17 protein-coding genes are annotated in these 16,817 nt (G+C 73.2%); 8 read left to right on the forward strand and 9 right to left on the reverse strand.

The genetic code is table 11. From position 1 onward, the window contains the following. Nucleotides 1-43: 43 nt before the first annotated feature. Together ACN265_RS28735 and ACN265_RS28740 are read right to left on the reverse strand one after the other, a co-directional pair. Nucleotides 44-493 carry a MarR family winged helix-turn-helix transcriptional regulator gene (locus ACN265_RS28735; RefSeq protein ID WP_204925864.1) on the reverse strand — a complete coding sequence of 150 codons (450 nt, stop codon included), beginning with the start codon at nt 491-493 and terminating at the stop codon, nt 44-46. Between the two features lie 126 nt (nt 494-619). Further along, complete coding sequence (locus tag ACN265_RS28740) at nt 620-2,098, reverse strand: NCS2 family permease (RefSeq protein WP_420116341.1); 1,479 nt, start codon at nt 2,096-2,098, stop codon at nt 620-622. Between the two features lie 89 nt (nt 2,099-2,187). On the opposite strand from ACN265_RS28740, the gene ACN265_RS28745 reads away from it, so the two are divergent. Beyond that, the gene (locus ACN265_RS28745) at nt 2,188-2,445 is read left to right on the forward strand and encodes a DUF2530 domain-containing protein (RefSeq protein WP_204925862.1); all 258 of its coding nucleotides are present in this window, start codon (nt 2,188-2,190) and stop codon (nt 2,443-2,445) included. Nucleotides 2,446-2,456: 11 nt separating this feature from the next. Here the strand turns inward: ACN265_RS28745 and ACN265_RS28750 are convergent, their stop codons facing one another. Further along, nucleotides 2,457-3,293, reverse strand: coding sequence for a DUF3027 domain-containing protein (locus ACN265_RS28750; RefSeq protein ID WP_421410665.1), 837 nt, complete (start codon nt 3,291-3,293; stop codon nt 2,457-2,459). An 86-nt stretch (nt 3,294-3,379) separates the two neighbouring features. Between ACN265_RS28750 and ACN265_RS28755 the strand changes: the two genes are divergently transcribed. Then, nucleotides 3,380-5,143, forward strand: coding sequence for an MFS transporter (locus ACN265_RS28755; RefSeq protein ID WP_421410666.1), 1,764 nt, complete (start codon nt 3,380-3,382; stop codon nt 5,141-5,143). Then, nucleotides 5,140-5,790: a futalosine hydrolase gene (locus tag ACN265_RS28760; RefSeq protein ID WP_204925859.1), complete on the forward strand. Its 651-nt coding sequence runs from the start codon at nt 5,140-5,142 to the stop codon at nt 5,788-5,790. Before ACN265_RS28755 ends, ACN265_RS28760 begins: the two co-directional genes overlap by 4 nt. 91 nt (nt 5,791-5,881) lie before the next feature. On the opposite strand, the gene ACN265_RS28765 is transcribed toward ACN265_RS28760, so the two are convergent. Further along, nucleotides 5,882-6,820: a GNAT family N-acetyltransferase gene (locus ACN265_RS28765; protein WP_421410667.1), complete on the reverse strand. Its 939-nt coding sequence runs from the start codon at nt 6,818-6,820 to the stop codon at nt 5,882-5,884. A 501-nt stretch (nt 6,821-7,321) separates the two neighbouring features. Between ACN265_RS28765 and ACN265_RS28770 the strand changes: the two genes are divergently transcribed. Then, complete coding sequence (locus tag ACN265_RS28770) at nt 7,322-8,158, forward strand: 1,4-dihydroxy-6-naphthoate synthase (RefSeq protein ID WP_421410668.1); 837 nt, start codon at nt 7,322-7,324, stop codon at nt 8,156-8,158. On the opposite strand, the gene ACN265_RS28775 is transcribed toward ACN265_RS28770, so the two are convergent. Further along, nucleotides 8,119-8,505 (reverse strand): cold-shock protein, encoded by a 387-nt coding sequence (locus ACN265_RS28775; protein WP_204925856.1) that lies wholly within the window; start codon nt 8,503-8,505, stop codon nt 8,119-8,121. The two genes, ACN265_RS28770 and ACN265_RS28775, sit on opposite strands and share 40 nt — an antisense overlap. A gap of 29 nt (nt 8,506-8,534) precedes the next feature. Then, entirely contained in the window at nt 8,535-9,158 is a 624-nt protein-coding gene (locus ACN265_RS28780) for an HAD family hydrolase (protein ID WP_204925855.1), read from the reverse strand. Nucleotides 9,159-9,241: 83 nt separating this feature from the next. Between ACN265_RS28780 and ACN265_RS28785 the strand changes: the two genes are divergently transcribed. Beyond that, complete coding sequence (locus ACN265_RS28785; RefSeq protein WP_421410669.1) at nt 9,242-11,704, forward strand: helicase-associated domain-containing protein; 2,463 nt, start codon at nt 9,242-9,244, stop codon at nt 11,702-11,704. A gap of 30 nt (nt 11,705-11,734) precedes the next feature. Here ACN265_RS28785 and ACN265_RS28790 read toward each other — a convergent pair whose 3' ends face one another. Continuing rightward, nucleotides 11,735-11,968: a hypothetical protein gene (locus tag ACN265_RS28790; RefSeq protein ID WP_421411676.1), complete on the reverse strand. Its 234-nt coding sequence runs from the start codon at nt 11,966-11,968 to the stop codon at nt 11,735-11,737. Between the two features lie 161 nt (nt 11,969-12,129). Then, nucleotides 12,130-13,017 carry a L,D-transpeptidase family protein gene (locus ACN265_RS28795; RefSeq protein ID WP_204925852.1) on the reverse strand — a complete coding sequence of 296 codons (888 nt, stop codon included), beginning with the start codon at nt 13,015-13,017 and terminating at the stop codon, nt 12,130-12,132. Between the two features lie 172 nt (nt 13,018-13,189). On the opposite strand from ACN265_RS28795, the gene ACN265_RS28800 reads away from it, so the two are divergent. Further along, complete coding sequence (locus ACN265_RS28800) at nt 13,190-14,869, forward strand: DNA repair helicase XPB (RefSeq protein ID WP_421410670.1); 1,680 nt, start codon at nt 13,190-13,192, stop codon at nt 14,867-14,869. A gap of 129 nt (nt 14,870-14,998) precedes the next feature. Further along, nucleotides 14,999-15,295 carry a hypothetical protein gene (locus ACN265_RS28805; protein WP_421410671.1) on the forward strand — a complete coding sequence of 99 codons (297 nt, stop codon included), beginning with the start codon at nt 14,999-15,001 and terminating at the stop codon, nt 15,293-15,295. Between the two features lie 237 nt (nt 15,296-15,532). On the opposite strand, the gene ACN265_RS28810 is transcribed toward ACN265_RS28805, so the two are convergent. Next, complete coding sequence (locus tag ACN265_RS28810; protein ID WP_421410672.1) at nt 15,533-16,288, reverse strand: TIGR03089 family protein; 756 nt, start codon at nt 16,286-16,288, stop codon at nt 15,533-15,535. Between the two features lie 100 nt (nt 16,289-16,388). Here ACN265_RS28810 and ACN265_RS28815 point away from each other — a divergent pair, with 100 nt between their 5' ends. Next, a complete protein-coding gene (locus tag ACN265_RS28815) occupies nt 16,389-16,670 on the forward strand; it encodes an SCO0607 family lipoprotein (protein ID WP_363650272.1) in 282 nt (93 codons plus the stop codon). Nucleotides 16,671-16,817 lie beyond the last annotated feature (147 nt).

Genomic DNA, 16,817 nt, shown 5'->3' on the forward strand with positions numbered 1-16,817 from the left:
GGTACGCGTCATCGACGGCGGACGGCGCGGACCCGGTGGGGCGTCAGGCGCGGGCGAGCTGCTGGAGGATGTCGGCGGCCCGCCGTAGCGTGTCGCGTTCGTCCTCCGTGAGCGCGGCCAGCCGGCTGGCCAGCCACTCGTTACGGGCCCGCTCGAACTGGTCGAGCACGGCCCGGCCTCCCTCGGTGGCCGCCAGGATGACCTGCCGGCCGTCGGTCGGGTGGGGGGTGCGCTGCACCAGGCCGCGCTCCTCCAGCTTCGCGACGATCTTGGTCATCGTCGGTGGCTGGACCCGTTCGACGTCGGCCAGTTCCCGGGGCGTCAGCGCGCCCGCCAGCCGGAGGCTGGTGAGCGCGGAGAGCTGGGTGACCGTCAGGTCGCCGACCGGGCGGGCCTGCCGGACCCGCCGGTTGAGTCGGGTGATCGCATCACGCAGCTGGGGTGCCAGCTGCGCCGGTGGCACGCGGTTCGCCGTCACCGTCCGCTCCGTCACAGTCGTTAGCCTAACTAATGAGCCTGGCTAATGACATGCCATATGACCATGCTCACGAGGGGGAATGCCGCCGCCCCGGGCCGGGCATCCCGACGGGTCGCCCGGCCCGGAGGCCGACGGGTGGGGCTACATCACCGCGGACTCGATCGGCCCCCGCAGGAAGTAGAGCACGAACAGCACCGCCACCGCGTAGAGCAGCGGATGGACCTCCCGCGCCTTCCCCTTGGCCAGCTTCAGCACCACGTAGCTGATGACGCCCGCGCCGATGCCGTTGGAGATCGAGTAGGTGAACGGCATCAGGGTGATGGTGAGGAACGCCGGGATGGCGATCTCGTAGTCGGTCCAGTCGATCGTCCGTACCGCGGTCATCATCAGGAACCCGACCACCACCAGCGCCGTCGAGGCCGCCTCGAACGGCACCACCGTGGACAGCGGCGCCAGGAACATCGCCAGCAGGAACAGGGCGCCGGTGACCAGGTTGGCCACCCCGGTCCGGGCACCCTCCGCGACCCCCGACGCGCTCTCGATGTACGACGTGTTGCTGGAGACGCTCGCCGCGCCACCCGCCGCCGCGGCGATCGAGTCGACCAGCAGGATCTCCTTCGCCCGGGGTGGGGTGCCCTGCTCGTCGAGCATGTCCCCCTCCTGGCCGATCGCGACCATCGTGCCCATCGTGTCGAAGAAGTCCGTGATCAACAGGGTGAAGACGAACATCAGCGGGATCAGCCAACCGGCCCGGCTCCACGAGCCCAGCACGTTGAAGTTGCCCAGCAACGACAGGTCGGGGATGTCGACGAGCCGCTCGGGCAGCTTCGGCACGTTCAACGACCAGCCGTGCGGGTTCGGCTTGTCGTCGACGAACGACGGACCCACCTTGGCGACCGCCTCCACGATGATCGCCAGCACGGTCGAGGCCAGGATGCCGATCAGGATCGCACCGCGTACCCGGCGCACCACCAGCACCAACGTCACCAGCAGGCCCACCACGAAGACCAGCATCGGCCAGCTGACGATCTTGCCGTTGATGCCGAGGCCCACCGGCACGGTGCTGTTCGCCGCGTCCGGCACCCGCCTGACGAAGCCGGCGTCGACCAGCCCGATGATGGTCAGGAACAACCCGATGCCGACCCCGATCGCGGTCTTGAGCTGCGTCGGGACCGAACGGAACACCGCCGTACGCAGGCCGGTGAGCACGAGGATCGCGATGAGCACACCCTCGATCACCACCAGCCCCATCGCATCCGCCCAGGTCATCTGCGGGGCGATCTCGAACGCGACGAGCGCGTTCACCCCCAGACCGGCGGCCAGCGCCATCGGGAACCGCCCGACGACCCCCATCAGGATCGTCATCAGGCCCGCCACCAGCGCGGTCGCGGCGGCCAGCGCGGGGATCGAGAGCTTCTTGCCGTCACCGTCGGCGGCTCCGCCCAGGATCAGCGGGTTCAACACCACGATGTACGCCATCGTGAAGAAGGTCGCCAGGCCACCCCGTACCTCGCGGCTCATCGTCGAGCCACGGGCGGAGATCTCGAAGAACCGGTCGAAACCGTTCCGGGGTTGAGCGGGATCAGAGGGAATGCCGTTGTCCGGCGGCGCAATGGCCATCAGGTCCTCGCAAATGATCTACCGTTGTCGCGCGCATCGTCCCAGATCAACGGCGGGCCGGGAAAGTACTTCGCGGTACGCTTCTGCCCGTGCCGCAGGAGCAACCACCCCGACCCGAACCACTCGACCCGCCGATGGTCCCGTTCGCCGTCGCCGGGCTGATCGCCTGGGCGGTGGCCGGACTCCTCCTGCTGGTCTTCTTCCGTGACTGGCTCACCGAACACGGCCACCAGGACTGGCTCTGGACCTGTCTGGCCGGGTTCCTGTGGGGCTTTCCCGGTCTGGTCACGATGATGCGGCACGACGCCCACCGGCGTCGCCGTCGGGAATCCGCCCCCCGGGGCTGACCGTCCGGCGGTCAGGCGGGGTCGGTCGACTCCACCGGCACCGGCTCGGCGGTCGTCGGCGCGACGTCCACCGTCATCGACTCGACCGCGCTGTCGTCGTACACCGTCGGAAGCTCGTCGACCACCGGCTCGGGAGTCTCCACCAGGGTCTCCGAGTGCGCGCCACAGCCGTGGTCGGCACTGACCACCCGACCGTCGTCGGGGGCGTAGAAGTTGCCGCAGGCCCCGAACGCCTGCCGGAGCGCACCGGCCAGCGGCAGGTAGAAGCCGCAGGTGCCGCAGCGGGCCGACGCGGGGGCGGCGGTGGAGATCGGCGCCGACGGGCCCTGGTCGCCGTCGTACCAGCGTTGGGCCGTCTCGGCCCGTCCCTCGCGGGACAGCACCCGGGGGCGGCCCAGGCCCAGCTCCCAGGAGGTCTCCTCGACCGCCGGGTCGTCGGAGAGCAGGTAGCCGGGGGCGAGCCGGTCGTCGTCCGACGGGGTGGGCAGCAGGTCACCGGGGCCGAGGTCACCCGGCTGGAGGCGTTCCTGCCAGGGCAGCCAGCCCGGCGCGAGCAGCGCGTCGGAGCCGGGCAGCAGCACCGTCTCACAGACGGTGACCTGCCGGCTGCGCGGCACCCGGGTGACCGTCACCGCCCAGCGCCAGCCCCGGTAGCCACCGAGCAGACACTCGAAATAGTGGGTGACGACCCGGTCACCCTCGGCGACGGCCCGCAGGTGGTCGCCGATGTCGGAGGGCTCCACCTCGGTGATCGCGTCGCGGGCCACCTCGACGGCGGCGGCGCAGACCTGGTCGAGGCGGGCGGCACGGGCGGGAGCGGGCCTGGTCACCCGACCATTGTTCCCCATGCGCGCCGCGCGCCGACAGGCACTCCCCGAGTGAGTCTTCCCCCGTGGTGCGGCGTACCTGGAGCAGATGGGCAAGGATGGTGCACATGCCGCTGTTCTCCCGCTCCGGGTCGTCCGTCCTGGGACGGACCGTCGGCACCGGCATCCGCGCCACCCGCCTGCTGCTGCGTGGCTCGGTCAACGGCGGACGCTGGGTGACCCGCCGCGCCGGCTCGGCCCGCGCACGGGGGGCCGGCGGCGAGACCGGCATGGTCCGCCTGTTCGACCTGCACGCCGTCTCCTGCGCCGGGGACACGTTGATCGCCATCGGCCTGGCCGGGACCATCTTCTTCGACGTCCCGCTCGGCGAGGCCCGCAGCAAGGTCGCGCTCTACCTGCTGGTCACGATGGTGCCGTTCGCGATGCTGGCCCCCGTGGTCGGTCCGCTGCTCGACCACTTCCGGCACGGCCGCCGGTACGCGCTGGCCACCACCATGCTCGGCCGGGCCTTCCTCGCCTGGCTGATCTCCGACTACCTCGGCAGCCTCGGGCTCTATCCGGCCGCGTTCGGCGTGCTGGCGCTCTCCCGGGCGTACGGGGTGGCCCGGTCCGCCGCCGTACCCCGGTTGCTGCCGGAGGGTCTCGGGTTGTCCCAGGTGGGGGCGCGGGCCAGCGTCTACGGCACGGTGGCCGGGGCCCTGGTGGCCCCGCTGGGACTGGCGGCGTTCTGGTTCGGGCCGCAGTGGCCGCTGCGGGTCGCCTCGGTCATCTTCCTGGTCGGCATGGTGATCGCGCTGCGGCTGCCGCCCCGGGCGGACTCCGAGCCGCCCGAGCGGGTGCCCCGACCGCTGCGGGCGCTGCGCCGCAAGGGCGACCGTCCGCTGGGTAGGGGACGACCGGCGGGCCGGCTGGTGATCGCCACCCTGATCGGGGCGGCGGGGCTCCGCGCGCTCTACGGCTTCCTCCTGCTCTTCCTGGCGTTCGCGCTGAAGAAGGGGGACCTGACCAACGACCTGTTCGGCCGGGAACTCAACGACCAGGCGGCGCTGGGCCTGATCGGCGGGGCGCTGGCGGTGGGCGGTTTCCTGGCCACCGCGGTCGGCACCCGGCTGCGCATCCACCGGCCGGCGGCGATCCAGTCCAACACGATGATCATCGTGGCCGGGGTGGGCATCCTGACCGTGTTGAAGTTCTCGCTGCCGATGGTGGCGCTGTTCTGCCTGGTCGCCGCTCTGTCCAGCGGGATCGCCAAGCTCGCCGTGGACGCCTCGATCCAGGAACGGATCCCCGAACGGCTGCGGGCCAGTTCCTTCGCCCACTCGGAGACCGTCCTGATGCTCGCCTTCGTCGCCGGGGGTGGGCTCGGCCTCGTCCCGTTCGAGGGTCGGATCGGCATCGCGGTCGCCGCCGGGGTGGGTGTCCTCGCCGCCGTACGGGGGGTCGTCGTGGCCGGTCGGCTCCGCGCCCAGCGGCTGCTCGGCCGGCCGCTCACCGACGAGGAACTGGCCGCCCAGGACCAGGCCGACGTTGCCGCCGACGAGGCCCGCCGCGCCCGCCGCGCCCGTGGCGCCACCGACGGCGCGGCGGCCCGTACCGGCGGGGACGCCGCCGACCGACCGGACGGCGACCACGCCGACCTGACGACCGATCAGCTGGCCGACAGCGCCGACGACGCGGCGGCCGAGGCGGCGGCCCGCGCCGCACCCACCTCACCGGCACCGAGCGGGGCGGGCGACTCCAGGCGTTCCGCCGACGGGTTGGCCCCGCCGGGTTACCACATCTACCGGCCGTCCTCGGCCGTCCCGGGCAGCGGCAGCGGCAGCGGTGTCGACGACGACCAGCGACGACAGTCGCCGGGGTCGGTGTCATGACGGGCCTGCTGGTACTCACCGCCGTACCGGCCGAGGCGGAGGCCGTCCGGGCCGGGCTGACCGATCCGACGGTGACCGTCCGGGCGATCGGCGTGGGTCCGGCCGTGGCCGGTGCCACCACGGCCCGGATGCTGGCCCTCGCGGAGGCCGCCGGCCATCCCTACCGCGCGGTGGTCAGCGCCGGGATCGCCGGCGGTTTCGCCGGCCGCGCCCCGGTCGGCGCCACGGTGCTCGCCTCCCGCAGCGTCGCCGCGGACCTCGGGGCCGAGTCCCCGACGGGCTTCATCCCCGTCGACGAGTTGGGCATGCCACCGGAGTTGCTCGGTGGCGGCCCCACCATCGACGTCGACCGGGCGCTGCTGGGCGCGCTGCGCGCCGCCCTCCCCCAGGCGGTCGTCGGGGCGGTGCTGACGGTCAGCACGGTCACCGGCACGGCCGCGAGCACCACCGCCCTGGCCGACCGGCACCCCGACGCGGTGGCCGAGGCCATGGAGGGGTACGCGGTGGCGGTCGCCGCCACACAGGCCGGCCTCCCCTTCGCCGAGCTGCGTACCGTCTCGAACCCGGTCGGCCCCCGGGACCGCGACGGCTGGCGGATGCGGGAGGCGTTCACCGCCCTGACCGAGGCGGCCCGCGCGCTGTCCTGAGACGCACCCGCCAGCCCGGGGGCTGGCGGATGCGGCAATCCGGCCGGCCGGGCGGCTACGGCGGTCGGGGTGTTCACGGCGGTCGGGGTGTTCACGGCGGTCGGGGTGGCCGGGGCGCGGGACCGGTCGGGCGTCTCAGGGCCATGGCGAGGGGACGGGCCGACGCGACCCGGAATCCGCAGGCCGACAGGAAACGGATGGCGATGTGCTCCTCGACCACCGTGCGGACCAGGCCGATGCCCGTCTCGTCCATCCACCGTGTCATGGCCGCCACCAACCGGTCACCGATGCCGATCCGGCGGTTCCCGGCCGCGACCAGCACCCCGTCGAGTACGAGTTCACGCGGCCAGTCCCCGTCGTCCCCACGGACCAGGTGCAGGTCACGCTCGTGGGCGCGCAGCTCCCCCAGGAGGGTGCCGTCGGGCAGCTCGGCCACGAACCGCCAGGTGGTCGCCGGTCGCCCGTCACCGTCCACCCACCGGACCCTGACGTCCCGACGGACCCGCTCCGCCGCCCGCCGCCGGTCCCGGTGTCCCCGATTCCGTTCGTACGCCGCCGGCGGCAACCGCAGCGGCCACAGCGGAGGCGGCAAGTTGTACCAGTCCGCCCACCAGGCACCCGGCCAGTCCTTCGGCTCCCGCACCGGCCAGACGTCGAGGTGGGCCGGATAGCGCCGTCCGGCGGTGTCCCGCAGGTCGTCGTGCGGCACCGGCGGCAGCGCACAGGTCACCTCGGCAGCCGACGCCGCAGTCAGGGCTGAGGTCGGCGCTGAGGTCGGCGCTGTGGTCGGGGCCACCGACGACGCCGGCTCGACCGGCAGTGCGACCGTCAGGGTCCCGCCGACCGCCCGCACCAGGCGCTCGACCGTGTGGAACCGTGGGTCGGTCGCCCTGCCGGACTCGATCCGGGCAATGGTCGCCTGGGGCACCCCGGAACGCCGGGCCAGCTCCCGCTGGCTCAGGTCGGCCTCACGGCGCAGCGCCCGGACCGTCCGGCCCAGGTCGGCCAGCGGGGCATCCTCCGTCGTCACCCCGCCATGTTCCCGTTGCGTCGGCGCTGTTTCAACAGCCCCGCCCGACCTGTGGATAACCCTGTGGAAACGTGCTGGAGCTGGGGACAAGGTACCGAGGTCGCGTCCTTTCGAGCTGATGACCTCACCGAATCACCAGGGCTACAGGGCCAGGGCCAGGGCCAGCCAAGCACCCGGCGGGGCAGCTGCCCAGACTCGGGAGCCGGTTCCTGAATCGCTGACGCCGTCAGATCGAAAGGACGCGTAGGAGTACCTCCCAGCCCGGCTCTGCCCGGAACCCGCCCCCGACCGGCCCTGCGGAGCGATCGGAGCATGCGGCGAGCGGCCCCGCCCACGCCGGACCGGGGCCGGGGCCGAGGCCGAGGCAGGGGCAGGGGCAGGGTCGCAGCGGCCCCCGACCACGGCGGACCGCCGAAGGGACGGATGTCGTCGGCAGGGGGCGGGGTCACATCGGGGCGGGCTCGGCGGGAGGACGGTCGGAAGCGGCGTTACCGTGGGGACGTGGCGCTCTCCCTGGCGATCTCGCCCTGCCCCAACGACACCTTCGTCTTCGACGCGCTGGTGCACGGCCGGGTGCCGGGCGCGCCGCCGGTCGAAGTCACCTTCGCCGACGTCGACGTCACCAACACGGCCGCCGAACGGGGCGCCTTCGATCTGGTGAAGGTCAGCTACGCCGCGCTCCCCTGGCTGCTCGACGACTACCACCTGCTGCCCTGCGGCGGTGCGCTCGGCCGTGGCTGTGGCCCCCTCGTGCTCACCCGTGGGGAGAGCGACCGGGTCGACCTGGGCGGCGCCACGGTGGCGGTGCCCGGTGACCGGACCACGGCGTACCTGCTGTTCCGGCTCTGGTCGGCCGGACGGCCGCCGGCCCGGATCGAGATCGTGCCGTTCCACGAGATCATGCCCGGCGTCGCGGCCGGCCGGTACGACGCCGGGCTGGTGATCCACGAGGCCCGCTTCACCTACCACCGGCACGGGCTGACCGCGCTGGTGGACCTGGGCGAGTGGTGGGAGGCCGACACCGGCCTACCCATCCCGCTCGGGGCGATCCTGGCCCGCAAGGGTGTGGTGGACCCGGTGGCCGCCACCGGCTGGGTCCGCGAGTCGGTACGCCAGGCGTGGGCCGACCCCTCGGCCAGCCGGGAGTACGTGCTCGCGCACGCGCAGGAGATGGAGCCCGACGTGGTGGACCGGCACATCGGCCTCTACGTCAACGAGTTCACCGCCGACCTGGGGGACGCGGGGTTCGCCGCCGTGGAGGCGTTGCTGGGCCGGGCCGCCGACGCCGGGCTGGTGCCTCAGACCTCCAACTCGCTGGCCACCGCGTGGACCAGCTGAGCGATCTTCTGCGCGGTCTTGCGGTCGGGGAAGCGGCCCCGGCGCAGGTCCGGCTGCACCTTCGCCTCCAGCACCTTGATCATGTCCTCGACCAGGCCGTGCAGTTCCTCGGCCGGCCGGCGGCGCAGTTCGGCCATGGACGGCGGGGCGTCCAGCAGCTTGACCCCCATCGCCTGGGCACCGCGCCGGCTGTCCACCACGCTGAAGTCGACCCGTTGCCCACCCTTGAGGTCGGTGACACCCGCCGGCAGCGCGCCCTTCGGCAGGAACACGTCGCCACCCTCGTCGCTGGTGACGAACCCGTATCCCTTGGCCGCGTCATACCACTTCACTCGACCCGTCGGCACCTTGGAGACCCCTGCTTCACTCGATACGACTACTGCTCCAAGGCTAGCCCGATGATCCGGTCGAGCGCCGCCGGGAATCCGGTGAGGTCGTCGAGCACCACCTGCGCCCCGGCCGCGCGCAGGTCGTCCGCCGGGCAGGGGCCGGTGGCCACGCCGACGCCCGGGATGCCGGCCGCCCCGGCCGCCACCATGTCCGCCACGTGGTCACCGACGTAGAGCGCGGCACCGTGCTCCCGCAACGAGGTCGCCTTCTGCTCGGCGAAGAGGTCGCCTGCCAACTCGTCGACCGCCAGCCCGAGGTGGTCCAGGTGCAGCCGGGCCAACCGGCCGATCTTCGAGGTGACGACCATCACCCGGCCGCCTTGGGCGTGCACCGCGTCGACCGCCTCCCGCGCGCCGGGCATCGGCACCGACGGGGTGATCGCGTACGTCGGGTACAGCTCCCGGTAGAGCGTCACCGCCTCCTCGACCTGCTCCGCCGGGAACCAGTGGGCGAGTTCGGTGCGCAGCGGCGGGCCGAGCCGGGAGACGGCCAGCTCGGCGTCGACCGGCACACCCGTACGGGCGGTGAGCGCCCGGTAGGCGGCGGCGATGCCGGGGCGGGAGTCGATCAGGGTCATGTCGAGGTCGAACCCGACCATCAGCGCGGACATTCTGCGAAGGTACCCGGACAGGTCGCCCGAGCCGGACGTCCGGGCGGCGCGATCGGGCGCCCGCGGGCTAGCGTGGAACGACGATGACCACCTCACTCGCCGACCAGCTGCGCGCGCTGCCCGACGAGGCTCTCGCCGCGCTGCTCCAACTGCGGCCCGACCTCGTCGTGCCGGTGCCGGCCGACGTCTCCGCGCTCGCCCTGCGGGCCGAGTCGCGGGTGTCGGTCGCCCGCGCGCTCGACGGGCTGGACCAGTTCACCCTCCAGATCCTCGACGCCGCCCGGCTCACCCGGGACCAGTCGGAGGGCACCACCTCCACCGAGGCGGTCCTCGCCCTGGCCGCCGCCGGGCCGCACCCGCCCGCCCCGGCCACGGTCCGTGGCGCGGTCGACCGGCTCCGCGCCCGGTTCCTGCTGTACGGCCCGGAGCAGGCGCTGCGGGTCACCGGGAGCGTGGACGAGCTGGCCCCGTACCCGGCGGGGCTCGGTCGGCCGGCGGAGGAGCTGGACCTGCGGGCGGCGGCGCTCTGCGCGGACGCCGCGAAACTGCGCCGGACGCTGCTCGCCGCGCCCCCGTCGGCGCGGGCGATCCTGGACCGGCTCGCCGCCGGTCCACCGGTCGGCAGCGTGCCGCCCGGATCGCTGCAGGCGCCGGCGCTCGGCGCGGAGGACGACGTACCGCCCGACCCGACCAACGGTGGCGCCCCGACCGGGTCGCCGGTGCGCTGGCTGGTCGAGGCCCGGCTGCTGGTGGCGGTCTCCGCCGGGACGGTCGAGCTGCCCCGCGAGGTGGGGCTGCTGCTGCGCCGGGACACCGGCCCGCTCGGACCGCTGCGGATCGACCCGCCGCCGGTCGCGGCGCCGCCCCGGGAAGCCAAGGCCGTCGACTCCGCCGGGGTCGGGCAGACCATGGAGGTGGTACGGCACACCGAGGCGCTGCTGGAGGCGCTGACCGCCGAGCCGGCGCCGGTGCTGCGCTCCGGCGGGATCGGGGTACGCGACCTGCGCCGGCTGGCCCGCACGGTGGCCCTGGACGAGTCGACGACCGCGCTGCTGGTCGAGGTGGCGTACGCGGCAGGTCTCCTCGGCGAACTGGACCTCCCCGCCGCCGCGAGCCGGTACGGCGGCGAACAGCAGGTGCTGCCCACCGGGGCTTACGAGGTGTGGCGGGCGGTGTCGCTGGCCCACCGCTGGGAGCAGCTGGCCCGCGCGTGGTTGACGATGAGCCGGCAGGCCGGTCTGGTGGGGCAGCGCGACGACCGGGACCGACCGGTCACTGTGCTCTCCGCCGAGGCGGAGCGGGCCGGTGCGCCGGCCGCCCGTCGGGCGGTGCTCGGGGTGCTGGCCGAGCTGGAACCGGCCACCGCCCCCACCGCCGAGGAGGTGCTGGCGCTGCTCGACTGGCGGGCCCCCCGACGTAGTCGGGGGCGGGAGGCCGCGCACCGGGAGGTGCTGACCGAGGCGGCCCGGCTGGGGGTGACCGGCCTCGGCGCGCTCACCTCGTACGGGCGGCTGCTGCTCGCCGACGTGACGGACACCGACGAGCGGGGCGGGGACGACCCGCTGGGGTTGCGCTCCGACGTCGACAGCGGTGACCCGTCGGGCACCGTCCGGACGCTGGACGCCCTGCTTCCCGCACCGGTCGACCACTTCCTGGTGCAGGCCGACCTGAGCGTGGTGGTGCCCGGCCCACCCGACCCGATGCTCGCCGCCGAACTGGAGACGGTGACCGAGCCGGAATCGGCGGGTGGGGCCAGCGTGCACCGGGTCACCACGGCCAGCGTCCGACGGGCCCTGGATTCCGGCTACACGGCCGACGACCTGCACGACCTGTTCCGGCGGCGGTCGCGCACCCCGATCCCGCAGGGGTTGACCTATCTGGTGGACGACGTGGCCCGGCAGCACGGTGGGCTGCGGGTCGGCTCCGCCGGCGGGTACGTGCGCAGCGACGACGAGGCGCTACTCGCGGAGGTGCTGGCCGACCGGCGGCTGACGGCGTTGACGTTCCGCCGGCTGGCTCCGACGGTGCTGTGCACCCCGTACCAGGTGGGGCGGATGCTGACCGCGCTGCGTGACGCCGGCTACGCCCCGGTGCCGGAGGACGCCACCGGCACGACGGTGCTGGCCCGGCCCCGGGTGCGACGGGCCCCGGCCCGGGTGCTGACCGGGCGGGCGGTGGACCCGCTGGCCACGCCCCGGTTGGCGCTGCCCCGGCTGTTGGGTGTGGTGGAGCAGATCCGGCGGGGCGAGGCGGCGGCGCGGGCGGCGCGGCGGGCCCCGGCGGTGGTACGCGGCGGTGCGGCCCGCGCGGCGGCCGGCCCGATGCCCGCGCACGGTCACGCCGAGGCCCTGGCGGTGCTCCAGCAGGCGGTCCGGGACAAGGCGCTGGTCTGGGTCGGCTACGTCGACGCCCACGGGGCGACGCTGTCCCGGCTGCTGCGGCCGGTGTCGATCGGCGCGGGTTACCTGCGTGCCGAGGACGAGCGGACCGAGATGCTGCACACCTTCGCCCTGCACCGGATCACCGCGGCCGTCCGGGAGAACTGACCGCCCGGCGGCGACGTCCTCCGCTGTCGCTCAGCGGCGGCTGCGGCGGACGGTGCCGACGACGGAGACGATGAGCAGCAGGGCGAAGCCGGTGCCGGCGGCCTCACCGACCGAGTCGATGAAGCCCTGCCGCTGCACCAGCCATCCGAAGAGGAACCAGCCGAGAACGGCGATCCCTGCGACGGCGTACCCGACCATGGTGGCCGTGGACACCTCGTCGGTCGGTGTCACCTGCTCGCCGTTAGCCGCGTCCTCGGCGATCATCTCGTGGTCGACGCTCATCCCAGCCCTCCCACCCCGTCCGGCCCCCGGCTTCCAGGGTGGCACCCGGTCGCCAGGACGGACAGGGGGAAATACCCCCGATCCGGCCCCTACGGACAACTACCGAGGGGCCGGAGACGAGACGGGCAGGGTGGACGGAAGGCTCAGGTGCCAGGGCGACGACCGACCAGGACCACCCGGGAGCCGACCTTGCCCAGCTCCCACCAGCGCACCGCGTCGGCATGCAGCAGGTTGACGCAGCCGTGCGAGCCGATGCCCGCGTTGTGCAGGTAGGTGGTGGTCTCGTGGAAGCCGATCCCGCCGTTGAAGCGCTGCCAGTAGGGCAGCCACACCTCGTACGGGTTGGACCACTCCTTCAGGTTGCGCAGGTTCACCTTGTACGTGCCGGCGGGGGTGGCGTAGCCGGCCATCCCGGTCCGGGTGACGGTGGGCTTGGCGACCACCTTGCCGTCGCGCATCACCCAGGTGGTCTGCCGGGTCAGGTCGACGCAGAAGGTGGTGCCGGAGCCGGCGGAGCAGCGCTTGACGTCGGTGGTGGCCAGTCGCTTCGCCACGTCGAGCGTCAACGGGCCGGCGCGACCCTCGGCGGGGCGGATGTCGTACCGCTGCTGGAACTTCTTGATCGCGGCGCAGTCGGCGTCGGTCTGCCGGCCGTCCACGGTGACCGTGCCGAACCCGCCCAGCCGGGCCAGGTACGTCTCCACCTCACGCTGGTGCTCGCCCACCTGGCAGCGGGTCTGGTTGGACTTCTGCGGGACGCGCGGGCGACGCCCGGTCGACGCCTTCGGGGTCTTGCTGGCGCGGACCTTCGGCTGCGGCTTCTCCCGGTGCCGGGGCTTCGTGTCGGACCCGGTCAGCTGGTCGGGCAGGGAGGAGGCACCCGCCCCCGTTACCTGTTCCGCACTGCCGACCGGGGCGAGCCCTCCTCCAGTGCCACCCGGATCGGCCTGCGGCACGGACGCACACCCACCGGCGCCGACCAGCATGACCATGGCCAGGGCGACGACCCGGGCTCTGTGGCGGACCTGCATAGTGTGCCTCCCCGGATCGGTCGTCCCACTGGTAGACGTGTGTCCCCCGGGAAACGTTGCACCCATTGCGAAGATTTTCTGGCAGTCTCCCACCCCCGTGCAACACTGGATGGTCGGCCTGCGGCGGGATTCGCCGCCGGTCGGGGAATCCGGCCGAGGAGGGGGACCTGGCGTGAGCGGTGGACCACTGATCGTGCAGTCCGACAAGACGCTGCTGCTGGAGATCGACCACCCGGACGCGCAGTCCTGCCGGATGGCGATCGCGCCCTTCGCCGAGCTGGAGCGTTCCCCGGAGCACGTGCACACCTACCGGCTCACCCCGCTGGGGCTGTGGAACGCCCGCGCCGCCGGGCACGACGCCGAGGCCGTGGTCGACGCGCTGCTGAAGTTCTCCCGCTACCCGGTGCCGCACGCCCTGCTGGTGGACGTGGCCGACACGATGGACCGGTACGGCCGGCTCCAGCTCGCCAACGACCCGGCGTACGGGCTGGTGCTGCGCGGGCTGGACCGGATGGTGCTGATCGAGGTCGCCAAGAGCAAGAAGCTCGCCGGGATGCTCGGTGACAAGATCGACGACGACACGATCCGGGTGCACCCGTCCGAGCGGGGTCGGCTGAAGCAGGCGCTGCTCAAGCTGGGCTGGCCGGCGGAGGACCTGGCCGGGTACGTCGACGGTGAGGCGCACCCGATCGAGCTGACCGAGGCCGGCAAGGACGGCGGCAGGCCGTGGACGCTGCGGTCGTACCAGCGGGAGGCGGTGGAGGCGTTCTGGGCCGGCGGGTCCGGGGTGGTGGTGCTGCCCTGCGGGGCGGGCAAGACCATGGTCGGCGCGGCGGCGATGGCCGAGGCGAAGGCGACCACGCTGATCCTGGTCACCAACACGGTCGCCGGCCGGCAGTGGAAGCGGGAGCTGATCGCCCGCACCTCGCTCACCGAGGAGGAGATCGGGGAGTACTCGGGCGAGCGCAAGGAGATCCGTCCGGTCACCATCGCCACGTACCAGGTGCTCACCTCGCGGCGCGGCGGCGCGTTCACCCACCTGGACCTGTTCGGCGCCCGCGACTGGGGTCTGGTCGTCTACGACGAGGTGCACCTGCTGCCCGCGCCGATCTTCCGGTTCACCGCGGACCTGCAGGCCCGCCGCCGGCTGGGTCTGACCGCCACCCTGGTCCGCGAGGACGGCCGGGAGGGTGACGTGTTCAGCCTGATCGGCCCCAAGCGGTACGACGCGCCGTGGAAGGACATCGAGTCGCAGGGCTGGATCGCCCCGGCCGAGTGCACCGAGGTCCGGGTCACCCTGACCGACGCGGAGCGGATGTCGTACGCGACGGCGGAGGCCGAGGAGCGTTACCGGATGGCGGCGACCGCCCGCACCAAGCTGCCGGTGGTCCGCGCCCTCGTGCAGCGGCACCCCGACGACCAGGTGCTGGTGATCGGGGCGTACATCGACCAGTTGCACCAGCTCGGGGAGTACCTGGACGCGCCGATCATCCAGGGTTCCACCACCAACAAGGAGCGCGAGCGGCTGTTCGACGCGTTCCGCTCGGGTGAGCTGCGCACGCTGGTCATCTCCAAGGTGGGCAACTTCTCCATCGACCTGCCCGAGGCGGCGGTGGCGATCCAGGTGTCCGGCACGTTCGGCTCCCGGCAGGAGGAGGCGCAGCGGTTGGGCCGGGTGCTCCGGCCGAAGGCCGACGGCCGGCAGGCGCACTTCTACACGGTGGTCTCCCGGGACACCATCGACACCGAGTACGCGGCCCACCGGCAGCGCTTCCTCGCCGAGCAGGGGTACGCGTACACGATCGTCGACGCCGACGACGTCCTCGGCCCGAAGCTACCCACGGTCGACTGACCGGCACCGCCGTATTCCCGTCGGCCGGGCTGCTCTCGTTCCGCCCGACCGGCGCAGCTCCCCCGCGACGGCTAATCTGTCCACAGTCGACGGTCGACCGTCGATGCCGGCACGTCGAAGGGAACCAGAGTGAAGCGCCGAATTCTGCACGTCCTGACGATCGCGGTCGTCGCCTTCCCGGGCACCGCCGTGGCCGCCGCACCGGCCTCGGCCAGCGATACGCCCGGCTTCCTCTGCAACCTCACCCAGAACACCTGGCTGCGCACGGCACCGCACGGCCAGGTGCTGCGCACCCTGACCGCCGGTCGTGGGTTCCGCTGGCACGGGCAGGGCTGGTCCGAGGACAACGACACCTGGATCTACGGCCACGGTGCGGAGGACCCGTCCCTGGACGGCTGGGTCCCCGCCGGCAACACCACCTGCTGACCCCACCGCCCGGCACGCCATCATGATCCACTCAGGAGAGCCGATGCAGCGCCATCAAACTCAACCCGATACCGCTACACCAGCCCCCTTGAGTTGATCACAACCCACCCAGCCACCCCCACCCCCACCCGGCCCCACCCGGCCCGGTGATCAAGAGGTTTGCGTCAACTTGAAGATCAAGACTGACGCAAACCTCTTGATCACCACGCGCACGCCCAGCGGGGTGAGGCGGGTGGGTCAGAGGGTGCGGGTGGCGTGTTCGGTGGTGAGGCGGGTGGGGCGGGTGGCGGGGTCGAGGTTGGCGCAGACGACCACGGAGGCGCCGGCCGCCAGCGGGGCCAGCAGCCACTTCACCGGTTGCTCGTGTTCGGCGGCGTCGACCAGCAGCCGGTCGCCGGGGCGCAGGTCGAGTTGGGCGGCGACCTCCTTCGCCAGGCGCCCCCAGACGGCGTAGCTCGTGCCGTCGGGGGTGGCCGGAGCGGCCGGGTGAACGGCGGCGTAGTCGGGCGGGGTGTCGGTGTGCCGCAGCACCTCGGCGGACCAGTCCAGCCAGCCCACCGGCACGTCGGTCAGCGGCCCGGGGGCGGTGCCGACGAGGTAACGGTGCACCCCGTCGGGCACGTCCTCCAGCCAGTCGTCGAGGCGTTCCGGGGTGACGAAGACCGCGTCGTACGGCCGCTCGCCGCCCGGTTCGAGGACCGGCAACCCGGCGGTGGCGCGCGGCCGGAACGACACCGCCATCCCCACCGACCAGGCCCCGAGCAACACCGCAGCGGTACGCCAGTGTGGCGGCAGCAGCACCGCGACCCGGCTGCCCGGCCCCAGCCCGCACCCGTCGCGCAGCAGGCCGGCGGTGCGCGCCGCCCAGTCACCGAGCTGCTTCGCGGTCAGCTCCGTCCGCTCCCCGGTTGCGTCGTCGCAGTAGGTCAGCAGTGGCTGTTCTGCCTGCTCAGGCAGGTCGGTCGACGTGGTGACGGCGAGGTGGGCAACCATCGGTCCTCCTGTCCGGACGGAACGCCCCACCCTACCGAGCCGGGAAGAGTTGAGTACGCGTGCGCATGACAGCGCCGCCCGTCGCCACGAGACTCGACCCATGCGTACGCGGATCATGATCGTTCTTGCCGGGGTGGGCCTGGGCGGCCTGCTGTTGACCAGCGGCTGCGGCTACCGGGAGAGCATCTGCAGCGATGGCGAGTACCCGGCGATCGCGGTGGGTGGACAGGGCGGCAGCGCCTGCTTCCCCGACGGCCAGGAGCCGACCGCGCCGTACGTCCGGTACCCGCAGGGCAAGGTCCCGCAGCACGTCGACGACGAGTGGGACGTCTACTGGCGGGACCACGGCATCGACGCGAACGGCGTCATCATCGAGCGCTGACCGGATCGGCCGTCGTCGTGCGGTGACCGGGTCGGGCCGCCCGGCCACCCCTTCGACCAGGCAAGAGGGACCGAAACGACGAGGCCGGCGAGCCAGCTCACCGCCGGCCCGTCGCCGGCCGTTAACCCGCTGGTCGACCTGCGCTCG

The organism is Micromonospora sp. WMMD730, assembly GCF_049178955.1.
Lineage (GTDB): Bacteria > Actinomycetota > Actinomycetes > Mycobacteriales > Micromonosporaceae > Micromonospora > Micromonospora wenchangensis.